Annotated in this window: 13 protein-coding genes; all 13 read left to right on the top strand. The window is 41.2% G+C overall.

Annotated elements, in window-relative coordinates:
• The first annotated feature begins 11 nt into the window (after positions 1 to 11).
• The 13 genes from CWC17_RS16685 to CWC17_RS16745 all read left to right on the top strand — a co-directional run bounded on the left by CWC17_RS16685 (position 12) and on the right by CWC17_RS16745 (position 14,428).
• Positions 12 to 1,217, top strand: coding sequence for an aspartate aminotransferase family protein (locus tag CWC17_RS16685; protein ID WP_138614136.1), 1,206 nt, complete (start codon positions 12 to 14; stop codon positions 1,215 to 1,217).
• A gap of 45 nt (positions 1,218 to 1,262) precedes the next feature.
• Positions 1,263 to 2,297, top strand: a complete 1,035-nt coding sequence (gene astA / locus CWC17_RS16690; RefSeq protein WP_138614138.1) for an arginine N-succinyltransferase — start codon at positions 1,263 to 1,265, stop codon at positions 2,295 to 2,297.
• A 7-nt stretch (positions 2,298 to 2,304) separates the two neighbouring features.
• Positions 2,305 to 3,771, top strand: a complete 1,467-nt coding sequence (astD, locus tag CWC17_RS16695; RefSeq protein ID WP_138614140.1) for a succinylglutamate-semialdehyde dehydrogenase — start codon at positions 2,305 to 2,307, stop codon at positions 3,769 to 3,771.
• A gap of 27 nt (positions 3,772 to 3,798) precedes the next feature.
• On the top strand, positions 3,799 to 4,602 hold the full coding sequence (locus CWC17_RS16700; protein ID WP_138614143.1) for a DUF1338 domain-containing protein: 804 nt from the start codon (positions 3,799 to 3,801) through the stop codon (positions 4,600 to 4,602).
• Between the two features lie 55 nt (positions 4,603 to 4,657).
• On the top strand, positions 4,658 to 5,512 hold the full coding sequence (locus CWC17_RS16705) for a transporter substrate-binding domain-containing protein (protein ID WP_138614145.1): 855 nt from the start codon (positions 4,658 to 4,660) through the stop codon (positions 5,510 to 5,512).
• 293 nt (positions 5,513 to 5,805) lie between these two features.
• Positions 5,806 to 7,026 carry a type III PLP-dependent enzyme gene (locus CWC17_RS16710; protein ID WP_138614147.1) on the top strand — a complete coding sequence of 407 codons (1,221 nt, stop codon included), beginning with the start codon at positions 5,806 to 5,808 and terminating at the stop codon, positions 7,024 to 7,026.
• Positions 7,027 to 7,653: 627 nt separating this feature from the next.
• Positions 7,654 to 7,911 (top strand): DUF3081 domain-containing protein, encoded by a 258-nt coding sequence (locus CWC17_RS16715; RefSeq protein WP_055013703.1) that lies wholly within the window; start codon positions 7,654 to 7,656, stop codon positions 7,909 to 7,911.
• Positions 7,911 to 8,216, top strand: a complete 306-nt coding sequence (locus CWC17_RS16720; RefSeq protein ID WP_055013704.1) for a hypothetical protein — start codon at positions 7,911 to 7,913, stop codon at positions 8,214 to 8,216. The genes CWC17_RS16715 and CWC17_RS16720 overlap by 1 nt, the downstream gene beginning before the upstream one ends.
• Positions 8,217 to 8,631: 415 nt before the next feature.
• Positions 8,632 to 9,207: a transcriptional regulator BetI gene (gene betI, locus CWC17_RS16725; RefSeq protein ID WP_138540382.1), complete on the top strand. Its 576-nt coding sequence runs from the start codon at positions 8,632 to 8,634 to the stop codon at positions 9,205 to 9,207.
• A 1-nt stretch (position 9,208) separates the two neighbouring features.
• A complete protein-coding gene (gene betB, locus CWC17_RS16730) occupies positions 9,209 to 10,672 on the top strand; it encodes a betaine-aldehyde dehydrogenase (RefSeq protein ID WP_138614149.1) in 1,464 nt (487 codons plus the stop codon).
• Positions 10,673 to 10,682: 10 nt separating this feature from the next.
• A complete protein-coding gene (betA, locus tag CWC17_RS16735; protein WP_138614151.1) occupies positions 10,683 to 12,350 on the top strand; it encodes a choline dehydrogenase in 1,668 nt (555 codons plus the stop codon).
• 146 nt (positions 12,351 to 12,496) lie between these two features.
• Positions 12,497 to 13,714: a BCCT family transporter gene (locus tag CWC17_RS16740; protein WP_138614153.1), complete on the top strand. Its 1,218-nt coding sequence runs from the start codon at positions 12,497 to 12,499 to the stop codon at positions 13,712 to 13,714.
• Positions 13,715 to 13,723: 9 nt separating this feature from the next.
• Positions 13,724 to 14,428, top strand: a complete 705-nt coding sequence (locus CWC17_RS16745; RefSeq protein ID WP_138614155.1) for a TorF family putative porin — start codon at positions 13,724 to 13,726, stop codon at positions 14,426 to 14,428.
• Positions 14,429 to 14,517: the final 89 nt, after the last annotated feature.

Consider the following 14,517-nt stretch of genomic DNA (forward strand, 5'->3'; position numbering starts at 1 on the left):
AGGTGTACATAATGCAAGTAACAAGAGACTTATTTAACGATGTAATGGTGCCAAACTACAATCCGTCGGCAGTTATTCCTGTGCGCGGCGAAGGGTCACGTGTGTGGGATCAAAATAACAATGAGTTTATTGATTTTGCAGGCGGTATTGCCGTTAATTGTTTAGGCCACTGTCACCCAGCGCTTGTGTCTGCATTAAAAGAGCAAGGCGAGAAAATTTGGCACTTATCAAATGTAATGACTAACGAGCCTGCCCTACGTTTAGCACAAAAAATGGTTGAAGCGACGTTTGCAGACAAAGTGTACTTTGCAAACTCAGGTGCAGAAGCCAACGAAGCAGCTCTTAAGCTTGCTCGTCGCTTTGCACTTGACGAACACGGCGAAGAAAAATCACAAATCATTGCGTTTAACAAAGGCTTTCACGGCCGTACATTTTTTACCGTAACAGTGGGCGGACAAGCAGCTTACTCTGATGGCTTTGGCCCTAAACCTGGCGACATTATGCATTGTGATTACAACGATATTGCAGCATTTGAATCACTTATTAGTGATAAAACATGTGCAGTAATGATGGAGCCACTGCAAGGTGAAGGCGGTATTATTTCACCAACAGATGAATTTGCTAAAAAAGTACGCGAGTTATGTACTAAGCACAATGCACTGCTTATTTTTGATGAAGTGCAAACAGGCGTTGGCCGCACGGGTGATTTATACGCATACGAAGGCTTAGGCGTAGTGCCTGATATTTTAACTACGGCTAAAGCGTTAGGCGGTGGTTTTCCAATTGGCGCTATGATCACGCGTACTCATATCGCAGAGCACTTAAAAGTAGGTACTCATGGCTCTACGTATGGTGGTAACCCACTTGCCTGTGCCGTAGCAGAAGCTGCCTTTGATACAGTAAACACACCTGATGTATTAAATGGCGTTAAAGAGCGCGAGCAGTTATTCCGCGATGGTTTAAACGCTATTAACGAAAAATACAATGTATTCAGTGAAGTACGTGGTAAAGGTTTACTTATTGGTGCGGTATTAAACGATAAGTTTGAAGGCCGCGCCCGTGACTTTTTAGTTGCTAGTACTAACAATGGCTTAATGAATCTAGTAGCTGGCATGAACGTGATTCGTTTTACCCCATCTTTAGTTATTCCAGTTGAAGATATTAAAGAAGGCCTAGCACGCTTTGAAAAAGCAGTAAGCGACGTAGTAAACGGCTAATTGACATAGGCGCGCCGCAAGGCGCGCTGTTGGAGAAAGTAATAAATGCAAGTATTACGTCCTATTACAACAAAAGACTTTGCTGCACTTAAGCAGATTGCACTTGAATCAGGCCATGGGTTTACCTCACTACCTGTCGATGACCAGTTATTAAATGATAAAATAGCGCGCGCAGAAAAAAGCTTTGCAAAAAATATCAATCAACCACTTGATGAAAGCTACCTATTTGTTCTAGAAGACAGTGAAACAGGTGAGGTCATAGGCACAACCGCCATAGAAGCCGCAGTGGGCTTATCGGTGCCACTGTATCATTATCATTTAGGTAAAACAGTACACCACTCACCTACACTAAATGTTTATAACACCGTTGATATTTTAAGCATGTGCAACGATTACACCGGATGCTCTGAAATATGTACTTTGTTTTTACGCGAAAACAGCCGAAAAGGGTTAACCGGCCGCTTTTTATCTCGTTCACGCTTTTTATTTATGGCGCAGCACAGCGAACGCTTTGCCGATACCGTGATAGCTGAAATGCGCGGTGTAAGTGACGAAGACGGCCATTCACCGTTTTGGCAGTGGTTGCAAGAGCACTTTTTTAGTATTGAGTTTCCTCAGGCCGATCACTTAGTGGGGCTTGGCGATAAGGTATTTATTAGTGAGCTAATGCCTAAATACCCTATTTACGTCAATTTATTAAGTAACAAAGCTCAAGCGGTGATTGGTAACGTGCATGAAAAAACTAAACCTGCACTCAAGCTGCTTGAAAAAGAGGGATTTGAGCATCGTGGCTATGTTGATTTATTCGATGCAGGGCCAACCGTAGAGGCAAAGCTTGGTAATATTCGTAGTATTCGTGAATCTCAAGTATGCCCCATTACAATTGGTGAGCTCGAGCATATTAGCCAACACAGCTCAGATACACTTGCCGTTTGCAACCAAGGTGTAAGTGGATTCAGAGCTACCTTTACCCAGCACGCCCACTATAACCACGCTAAACACACCTTAGTAATAAGCCAAGAAGTGGCTAATGCCCTTAATTTATCCCAAGGAGATGCAGCGCGTTTTTTCCGCCTGTAAAACATATATGAACACACATCTTATAAATAACCAATGGCATACAGGCCAAGGCCCCGCTTTTAGTTCTGTTAACCCGAGTAACGGCGAAGTTGTATGGCAAGGTAATGGCGCAACCGCTGATCAAGTAGATGCTGCAATCAATGCAGCTAGAGCCGCACAAATACAATGGGCAGATACACCAATTGAGTCGCGCATAACCATACTTGAAAACTTTGTCGCACAATTAAAAGAACATAGCGAAGAATTTGCAACCATTATAGCGCGCGAAACCGGCAAGCCACTTTGGGAAACACGCACAGAAGTAGGCGCTATGACTGGTAAAGTAGCCATTTCAATCAAAGCCTATAATGAGCGCACCGGTACAACAGAAAACCCAATGCCCGGAGCTAAAGCCTTTATACGCCATAAACCACACGGCGTTGTGGCTATATTTGGGCCATATAACTTTCCTGGACATTTACCTAATGGCCATATAGTTCCGGCTATTTTAGCGGGTAACACCGTAGTATTTAAACCGTCTGAGCTAACCCCTCACGTTGCTGAATTTACTTTATCACTTTGGTTAAAAGCGGGCTTGCCAGCAGGTGTTATTAATTTAGTGCAAGGTGAAATAGAAACAGGTAAAGCACTTGCTTCGCATCAAAACATAGACGGCTTATTTTTTACTGGCAGCTCAAACACAGGTCATTTATTACATAAACAGTTTGCAGGTCACCCAGGTAAAATATTAGCGCTTGAAATGGGCGGTAATAACCCACTAATAATTAAAGATGTAGCCGATGTAAGCGCTGCAGCTCACGATATTATTCAATCGGGCTTTATTACTTCTGGCCAGCGCTGTACCTGTGCGCGCCGCGTGTTTATAGAGAATTCAACCAATGGCGATGCTATTTTAGAAAAACTTATTAGCGCAACAAAAAACATTGTTGTTGACGACAGTTTTGCAACTGACCAGCCATTTATGGGTGCCATGATTAGTGAAAAAGCCGCACTGGGTATGGTTGCAGCGCAGGCTGACCTAGTTAAACAAGGCGCTGAGATACTTGTTGAGCTTAAGCAGCTTAAAGCAGGCACTGGGTTTGTAAGCCCAGGTATTATTGATGTAACTAACATCATCAACATGGTCGATGAAGAACACTTTGGCCCGCTTATAAAAGTGTACCGCTACAACGACTTTGACAGTGCAATAGCAGAGGCTAATAACACCAGTTTTGGTTTATCTGCGGGCTTACTTGGCGATAACGAAGATGATTACAGCCACTTTTTAAAGCGCATTCGTGCCGGCATCGTCAATTGGAACCGCCCTATTACGGGTGCTTCTAGTGCAGCACCGTTTGGCGGCATTGGCGCAAGTGGTAACCACAGAGCAAGTGCGTATTATGCAGCTGATTACTGCGCTTACCCTGTCGCATCAGTTGAAGCCGATAAGGTAAACATGCCACAAACTTTAGCGCCAGGTTTAGTAATTGAATAAGTGAATAACCCAATTTAAGGATTTAACATGCACACCAACGTAAATACATTATTTGAAAATCTATGGGATAACTATTTAGCTGTTACCCCATCGGCAGATAAAATTCATGACCTTCTGGGCTCAACGCAAAAAGATGACATTATTAACGACCATATTGCGCTGCGTACCTTTAATATTGAAAAAGTAGGCCTAGAAAAGCTAGCAGCTCACTTTTTAGCGCTTGGTTACACAGAGTGTGGCGAATACCACTTTGAAGCTAAAAAGTTATACGCTAAACATTATGAGCATAGCGACCCAAAACAACCTAAAGTATTTATTTCTGAGCTATTAGTTGAAAAGTGTTCTCCAGGGTTACAAGCCATTGTGACAGATATGGTTGCGCAAATAGATGAAAACGCAGTCACTGCCGATAACTTTTTATATTCAGGCACCCATTGGCAAGTAAGTAGCGACACTTACAAACAGTTACTCGCGGAAAGTGAGTACGCAGCGTGGATGTCGGCATGGGGTTACCGTGCAAATCATTTTACTGTAAATATTAATATGCTTGCTAAGTTTGATAACATTCATGATGTTAATCAGGCGCTTAAAAATGCAGGCTTTGCGCTTAATACATCTGGTGGCGAAGTAAAAGGCTCACCAGAGGTGTTACTAGAGCAATCATCAACCCTTGCAGACGATTACGCTGTCACCTTTAGCGACGGCGAACTGCGCATCCCTAGCTGTTTTTATGAGTTTGCCATTAGGTACCCTAAAGCTGATGGCGAGCTTTACACGGGGTTTGTGGCAGCCTCTGCTGATAAAATTTTTGAAAGCACTAATGCGCGATAAATTAAGGCATGCCTTAATGTTTTAACTTAAAAAAAGCCCGTTTGGGCTTTTTTTTATGACAAAAATATTTAGAACATTTACACTAAGTTTTATGCCTGTATTTACTAAATTTTTGATTATCTTGCATGTACTGCTTTTATCACCATTGAGCCATGCAAATGACCCCCTTACATTACTCTCAAGAGCGAATGCGTCTACTGATGGCTTTTTAAACTCAGATAAAACGTTCGAAAGCCTGCTTAACCACACAATTGATACTAAATTGCAGTGGACCAATCAAGCCCGTTTAATTAAGCGACTTATGGGCACTGAAGCAGTATGCAGTTACGATATTATAAAAACGCCCGAGCGCGAAAAACATATTTTATTCTCAGATATACCCACCACAATTTACGAGCAGCGAAAAATATATGCTTTTAAACGCACTTTACAAAGCTTTCCTGAACGAGTCCACGTAGCCCAATTACTAGAAAAGGATTTTACTCTTGCCGTAGACTCGGGAACGAGCTATCAAAAGCTTGAGCCTGTTTTAACGAAGTATAGAGACCAAATTGCTGCGATAAGCTCAGAAGATACCAGCTCTCAATTGCCTCAACTTCTCATTCATAATAGAATAGACATGATTGTCGATTACGAGGTTAACGTCCTTGATGCACTCACCTCTGAGCAATTAAAACAAATTGATAGCCGGGAAATAGCTGAATTTCCAGAATTTGTTAATGGATACTTTGCATGTAGTAAGACAGAGCTTGGCGAAAAAGTAATAAAAACCATCAATATTTTAATGAAGACCCCCGAGATTTACGAGCGCTTACAAAAAAGTTTACAGCAAGCCTATAGTGCTGATACATCTAGCGCTATGATGCTTGCTTACTCTCAAGAGCACGTATACTTAACCACTGATGAGTAAAATCAATCGTCAAGATAAACAGCATAAATCAACGTAACCCCATGATCTTAATATAAAATAAATTATTTTAAATTTATTAAAAATTTTTATTGCGCTATATAAAAACCTACATTATTATCTCGCCGCTTCTTGATGATAGCCAATCCGAGTACATTACAACTCCCGTTTGTAGCAAGGCGATAGAGCAACTATCCAAGAGTGAATTTGACTGTGCGTTTGCACTATTGATCTCACTCAACTGACTCGTGGATACACCCTACCCGAGCAGTTGCTTAATTGACTCGGAAAATAAAATGGCTTTATCAACACAACGACAAGACACCGTAACTAAAGTACCTGCAGCAGTTGCTGCAAACCAAGCAATTGATTACGCGCAACTGAGTACTGCTCACATTGAACAACTTGCTGCACAATTTGGCGCACCTCTGGTGGTGCTTGACTGCGACGCTATACGCTCTCAATACCGTGCACTTAAACATGCACTGCCTGGCGTTGTGTTACATTTTGCTTTAAAGCCTTTACCGCATGCTGCTGTAGTGCGCACTTTGCTAGAAGAAGGCGCAAGCTTTGATTTAGCAACCAGCGGCGAAGTTGACTTAGTAGCAAGCCAAGGCGTACCAAGCGAGCGTACAATTCACACGCACCCAATTAAGCGCGACAGTGACATTCGCGACGCACTTGCCTACGGCTGTACCGTATTTGTGGTGGATAACATTAACGAACTTGAAAAGTTTATTACCTACAAAGACCAAGCTGAAATTTTAGTGCGCTTAAGCTTTCGTAATAAAGATGCATTTGCTGATTTATCTAAAAAGTTTGGCTGCAGCCCAGAGGCGGGAATCGACATTATTAGCCTTGCTCAGCAACTAGGTATTCGTATTAAAGGATTATCGTTTCATGTTGGCTCGCAATCACCTAACCCAACTAAATACGTTGAAGCAATAAATGCATCTGCAAAAGTAGTTAAACGGGTGGCTGAGTTAGGGTTACCAGCACTTAGTACGCTAGATATTGGTGGTGGGTTTCCTGTACCGTACAGTGCGGATGTGCTACCAATTGATGTATTTTGTGCGCCAATTAATAGCGCGCTGGCACAATTACCAGAAACGATGCAAATTATTGCTGAGCCTGGGCGTTTTATTGTAGCAAGTAGTGTAACCAGTGTTGCCTCTGTAATGGGACAAGCAACGCGCGAAGGTAAAACATGGTACTACTTAGATGATGGCATATATGGCTCCTTTAGCGGTTTAATGTTTGATGAGGCAGCTTATCCTATAGATAGTGCCAAACAAGACGGCGAGCGATTTGAATCAGTACTAGCAGGCCCCACATGCGACAGTATAGATGTAATAAGTGATTCAATTATGCTGCCAAAACTTAATAACGGTGATTTAATTATTAGCCGTATGATGGGGGCTTACACACTTGCTACGGCAACCGATTTTAACTTTTTTAAGCGCGCTGAGGTCGTTGTATTAAACGAGCACATGCACAGCCAAGTATTAACAAGCTAGTAAACTAAGTTCCTCGTTATAGGTACGCTGGCTTGTACCTATACACGCCAACGCAGTTGCTCATTCCAACTGCGTTTTTTATTTGGTCATATTAACCGTTGCGGGTTTAAGCTTATTTAATATATGGGCAGGTAAATGGCGTACTAAGTTTGTAACTTAATGGGCTAGATAACTGCGCCTTCGTTATTCTAATGCTGCATTCATGTAAGAATGAGGTAAGGTAGTGCTCCTCATCGACATTCAAACAGATAAAAGAGTTGCTTGTCCTTTAAATGAGCCCTGCGGGCCGAATAATGCTATTTGTAGGAAATAGCTCATTATTAAAGTCTCAATGTTGACTAAGCTTTAAACAAATGGCTGTTAACCGGCCCCAAAACGCCTAAAATACTCACTTAAAGCGCTTTACTGCTATAACGCAAACTTTACGCCACGCAGCATAGTACGTTTAAGCCCTAACAATTAAAACCCCCTTTAGCGTTAAGCACTGCTGAAATAAACGCGCCCTGCTATTAAACAGCGATAAGTGCTCTCATAAAGTCATCGTAAAATATCCATTATTTGATTGTTTTTACGATGATCGTCCCTCATATATAAAACGTAATAGATTGAAATAGCTAAGGGTGAATGATGAAAAACGAACTCGATAATAAGCAGATCCTTTCTGTGTATGAACGTATTCAAAAGCGCGGTAAGCAAAACGATATTGGTAAACACTACCAGGGAGTTACCGCTTACTCTGACATTGACGGCTACACAATATACTTAGAAGGTAGCGGCGTATTATTGCGCTTTGGATTTCATAATGCTTACCATCTTGATTATGAGCATGAAAAACACAAAGACGACTTTCTAAAAAAACTATATAACATTGCTAATGAGGAATAATGCAGCCAAGACGCATTCGTAAACGCACCACAAACAAGCAAACCACCTCGTTTATAAACCAGGTAATTGCGGAGCTACAAGCGCACCCAGAAAAGCTCGATATAGTTCGTCAAAATCTAGATGAATATCGCGAACAAACCTACCTTAAACGCGGTTTTTTGCTGGCCATAGAACGCTTTGATTGGGTGTTTGAAGCCAGTAACGACGTTAACTTTATCTGTCAACAAATCTTAGCCGATGATTACATAGGTAATCGCCTTAGACGCTATCCGCTATTATTTAAAGGCGTTATTAATAGCACCTAATTTACACGCCTTTTATAACATTAAGCTTCTCTTTTCTAACCAGTATACACTGCTAGTATTTTTAATTAGTACACTAATTAAACGTGTAAAATGGTTATGTTTGTCTATTTAAAATACCCTTCGTACTCTAACTATTACCATTCTAACGAATATTTATCTTTTTTATTACTCATACCCCGTAAACAAATCCTTACTATTTTTACCATTTAAAATTTTAAGTGTAAACCATTGAATGTATGCAATTTTATTTATAAAGACCGGCATGAGGCACAACTACAAATTAACCCGTTTTTATTAATAATCCATCTACATCTTGGTATCTGGTTGTTTACTTTCGCCTTGAATTGTTAGAGCTATTACATTAAGCTTATCTTTATTGAACGTTCAATTAATAAAAATTATGCCTAAAGTCGGAATGGAACCTGTCAGGCGTCAGCAGCTAATTGACGCGACTATTGAGTCAGTAGCACAGCGCGGTTTGCAAGGAACAACCATTAACACCATTAGTAAAAATGCAGGTTTATCATCTGGCATTATTAGCCATTACTTTGGTGGCAAGCAGGGGTTAATAGAGGCAACCGTTAGGTATTTGTTATCGAATTTAAAAAATGAATTAATTGAAAAAGTTGAGCCATCCACAAGCGCAATTGAGCGTTTGATGTTTATTGTTGAGGCCAACTTTGCACTTGTTCAACAGCGCAATGACACCACACGTACGTGGTTAAGTTTTTGGGCGCAGTCAATGCACGATCAAGAGCTGCACAGGCTGCAAAATGTAAACAGTAATCGCTTGCAAAGTAATTTAGCATTTTCTTTTAAGCAACTAATGCCCGTAAAGCAAGCAAAACAAGCTGCAGAACTTAGCGCCGCCATGATTGATGGCCTATGGTTAAGAGCAGTATTAAGTCAATCTGACGAAAACCAATTTAAACACAGTGAAACATTAGCGAAAAGCTATGTACATTCACTCATCAAGCAATATGGAGCCTAGCGTGACTACACCTGTCTATCAAAACTTTATTAATGGCCACTTCCTTGCAAACCAAAGTGGTGAAACTTTTGATGTAAAAAACCCAGCCACAGATGAAGTTATTTACTCGGTAGAAGTTGCCGACGAATTTATTCAAAACGCAGCTATCGAGAGTGCAAAACAAGGCTTTGCTCAATGGTCAAAAATGAGCCCTATAGAACGTAGCCGTATTTTATTAAAGGCGGTTGCTTTATTGCGTGAGCGTAATGACCAGCTTGCCTTAGTTGAAGTGCTAGATACAGGTAAACCAATGCAAGAAGCTAACTGCGTTGATATAGAAACAGGCGCAGACGTAATTGAATACTTTGCCGGCTTAGCACCAGCGCAAGTTGGCCAGCAGCAAATGGTTGGCGAAGACTTTTACTATACTCGCAAAGAGCCATTAGGTATTTGTGCTGGTATTGGTGCATGGAACTACCCACTGCAAATTGCTTGTTGGAAATCGGGCCCTGCCCTTGCCGCAGGTAATGCGTTTATCTTTAAGCCTTCAGAAGAAACCCCTTTAGGTGCGATTAAACTTGCTGAAATTTTTGTTGAAGCAGGTGTACCTGCCGGCGTATTTAACGTTGTGCAAGGTGCGGGTGATGTAGGTCAGTGGTTAACCTCTCACAGTGAAATAGACAAAGTATCGTTTACGGGTGAAGTAGGCACAGGTAAAAAAGTAGTGGCAAGCGCTGCGGGCACATTAAAAGACGTAACAATGGAGTTAGGTGGTAAATCACCTTTATTAGTGTTTGAAGATGCCAATATTGAGCAAGCCGTCAGTGCAGCTATGTTAGGTAACTTTTATACCCAAGGTGAAATTTGTACTAACTGTACCCGTATTTACGTTCATAAAAATGTATATCAGCAGTTTATTGATGAGCTTAAAACACGTACTGAGCAAAATATTATTGCTGGCGATCCACAAGATTTAAATACTAACTTTGGTGCACTAATCTCTAAAAAGCATCAAGAATTGGTAATGAGCTATATACAAAGCGGTAAAGACCAAGGTGCAACACTATTGACTGGCGGTACTACGCTTTCTCCTGAATCAGCGCCTAATGGTTACTTTGTAGCACCTACGGTATTTACCGATTGCAACGATGACATGACTATCGTCAAAGAAGAAATTTTTGGCCCAGTTATGAGCGTGCTTGTTTTTGAAGACGAAGATGATGTAATTGCGCGTGCTAATGGTACACATCTTGGTTTAGCCGCTGGCGTATTTACTAGCGATATTAAACGGGCGCATCGTGTTATTCACCAATTAGAAGCCGGTATATGTTGGATTAATGCTTACGGTAATTCACCTGCTGAAATGCCTGTTGGTGGTTACAAGCAATCAGGTATTGGCCGTGAAAATGGCATAGAAACGCTTGATCATTACACGCAAACTAAGTCTATTTATGTGGGCATGGCCGACATAGAAAGCCCGTTTTAAGGTGGCAACTATGAGTAACACTTACGACTATATTATTGTTGGCGCCGGTTCTGCAGGTTGTGTACTTGCAAATCGCTTATCTGAAGATACAAACAATAAAGTGCTATTGCTAGAAACCGGTGGTAGCGATAAAAGTATATTTATAAAAATGCCAACGGCGCTCTCTATTCCTATGAATACAGATAAATACGCGTGGCAGTTTCACACTCAGCCTGAGCCGTATTTAGATAACCGTGAAATGCACTGCCCACGCGGTAAAGTGTTAGGCGGCTCGTCATCAATTAATGGCATGGTGTACGTACGAGGCCATGCGAAAGATTTTGACGAGTGGCAGCAACACGGTGCTAACGGCTGGGATTATCAGTCGTGCTTACCTTACTTCAAAAAAGCAGAAAGCTTTTATTTAGGCGAAAATGCGCACCGTGGTGGCACAGGCCCGCTTGGTGTTAATAACGGTAACGAAATGCAGAACCCGCTTTACACCACTTTTATAAAAGCAGGTGTACAAGCTGGATATGCACACACAGACGATTACAACGCAGCGCAGCAAGAAGGCTTTGGCCCTATGCATATGACTGTAAAAGATGGTGTGCGCAGCTCCGCCTCACGCGAATATCTAGACCCAGTAAAATCTCGCAGTAACTTAACCGTTATTACAGGTGCGTTAGCACAAAAAGTAATTTTAGAAGGCAAAAAAGCCACAGGCATTGAATATACAGTAAATGGCACGCTTAAAACGGCGCATGCTACTAAAGACGTTGTATTAAGTGCAGGCCCAATTGGCTCACCGCATATTTTACAGCTTTCGGGTATTGGCGATAAAGCCATACTTGAAGAAGCCGGTGTTGAGGTAAAACATCACTTACCAGGCGTTGGTCAAAACTTGCAAGATCACCTTGAGTTTTACTTTCAGTACAAGTGTAAGCAACCTATTACCTTAAACGGTAAATTAGGCCTGTTCTCTAAAGGCTTAATTGGCGCTAAATGGCTGCTGACCCGAAAAGGCTTAGGTGCAACCAATCACTTTGAGTCGTGTGCGTTTATTCGCTCAAAACCTGACGTTGAGTGGCCAGATATTCAGTATCACTTTCTACCAGCGGCGATGCGCTACGACGGGCGCAGTGCATTTGCGGGTCATGGTTTTCAGGTACATGTAGGTCATAACAAACCTAAAAGCCGTGGTAGTGTGACTATTCAATCAGCTAATCCAGAGCAACCGCCAAAAATTTTATTTAACTACTTACAGCATAAAGACGATATTGAAGGTTTTAGAGCGTGTGTGCGCCTAACTCGCGACATTATTGAGCAAAGTGCATTTGATGACTACCGCGATGAAGAAATTCAACCAGGTAAGCACATTCAAACCGACGAAGAAATAGATGCCTTTGTACGCCAAGCAGTAGAAAGTGCCTATCACCCATCTTGTTCTTGCAAAATGGGCGAAGATGACATGGCCGTGGTTAATTCTAATACCCAAGTTCATGGTATTGAAGGGCTACGTGTTGTTGACTCGTCAATCTTCCCAACGGTACCAAATGGTAACTTAAATGCCCCTACAATTATGGTTGCAGAAAAAGCAGCAGATCTAATTTTAGGTAAAACACCGTTACCGCAAGCATCTGTGGACGTTACCATAAGCAGTAATTGGCAAACAACGCAACGTAATAGCGAGATTTAATTAAGCCATAACGTGCCTAACACGATGTAGGGCACGTTCAACTTGCAGTGGCTCACGGCGTAAATTGGTTACGCGGTGTTTATGCAAGCAATAAAACAAAAACGGAGAACTTATGAGTTACTTTTATTCATTTTGGGAGGGCGATAATGACTATATGGCTTAGTGCTGGCATTATATTTACGCTACTTGCAGTTATCACTATTTTATTTAAATGGGGTAACGTACGCGTAGTAGGCGTAACACCAGTGAGAACTTTTACCTTTATCGCAATCTTATTTACCTCAGGCCTAGACGTTGGCCTAATCATGTTTCCATTAACCGAATTTGCAGGTTATGCAGACATAAAAGCAAGCCCAGAATACGCGTTTGCAAACCCACTGGCTATTGAGTTTGGCTACTGGGGATTCTTGATCTGGGGATTTTACTTTCTTACGTGCTTTTATTTCTGTGTAATAGAGCCCAAAGTTAAATTTTTCGAAATTTCATGGGTTAAGTTCATTAATAACGTGGTTATTATTGGCACATGTGCCTTTACGGCTTACCTACTGCTTTCTAACTTACCCTGGTACTTACCAGAGCTAGGCGATGGCTCGAGCGTTATACCTACCTTTTACTTTATTGTATTTGCAGCTATTTGCTTTGCTGTGTACTCAAGTACAGATATTAAATACGTGCGCTTTTTAAGTATTTCTACAACTTGGTTGTTTATCGCGTTAATTGCCTTTATGTGGGTGGGTGCATTTGTCGTTGGTGACAGCGAAATGTCGGCATTTACCAATAACCTTGCAAAAATTGGTACTTACTTTGCCAATATAAATGAGTTTGTTTTACCGCTTAACGACTACCATGAATTTTACCTATTTTGGTGGTTCGCGTGGAGTATTATGATTGGCCAGTTTACGTCTCGTTTTGTAGGTGGCCTTAAAACATACCAAGTGCTAGGTGCAATGTTGATATTCCCATCTATCCCGATTGCAATTTGGTTTAGCGTACTTTATCACTACCACGAAATGGGTATTTCAACAGCGGGTATTAAAAACTTTGCCATGGTATTTGTTGGGATAGTGTTTGTTATTAATTCGCTTGATTCATTAATACGCCTATACACTGATAACCTTAATTTAACGGTTAAACGTTTAGGTAAAATGAACTATATGCTGCTAAATATTGTGGCCTTATCGCTACTTACCTTGTTATTTAAACTTGAATTTCTACAAATTCAATGGGTTGGCGCGTTAGTAATTGCACTGTTTTTTGGCTGTGCTGCGTTTATTGGCTATAGCAAATTTAAAACGGTTAACAATATAGATAGTTCGCCAAAAGCAAACAAAATCGATTACACAAAAATAGAAACTGTACATTAGGGATCAACAATGAATAACAAATTAAAACAACTAGCAGTAGCGCTACCTTTCGCACTTTTATCAACAACGGTGTCAGCTAACTGGTCAACTACCATTACAGCGGCATCTGACTATACTTTTAACGGTGTAACACAAACTGATAGCGACCCTGCAATTCAAGCAAGCCTTGATTACGCGTTCGAAAGCGGTGTTTATGCGGGTGCATGGGCATCTAATGTAGATTTTGGTGATGACACTGATTTTGAACTTGATGCATACCTTGGTAAATACGTGCAACTTAACGAGCAAGTGAGCGCTGATTACGGTATTGCTTATTACACATACCAAGGTAATAACAGCGATGGTAACTACGCAGAAGCCTACACAAAGTTTGGCTATGCAAGTGAGTATGGTCAAACAGAGCTTAACTTTTGGTATAGCTGGGATTACTTTGGTACCGGTGCTGGCCATGTTATTTCTATGATTGCCCACACCTTTGAAATTGCCCCAAATCATGCCATTCGTGCAAGCTTTGATATTTCAAACTCACTCGATGGCGATAAATTTCAGTGGGATGCACCAAAAGGTGATAAATCTTACAGCCATTACCGCCTAGCGTATCAAACGAGCTACGAAGGCTTTGGTATTGAGATTGCTGCAGAAGACACAAGCCTAGACTACGACTACGCTGATGAGCGTATAGTGCTTGCTATATCACGCACATTCAATTTATAAAGTTGTAGTTGTTAGATTCTACAAACAAAAATGCCACTTTTAAAAGTGGCATTTTTTTATCTAACACAATTTTACTATTCTTTAAGCAT

This window comes from Pseudoalteromonas sp. S3785, assembly GCF_005887365.1.
Taxonomy (GTDB): Bacteria; Pseudomonadota; Gammaproteobacteria; order Enterobacterales; family Alteromonadaceae; genus Pseudoalteromonas.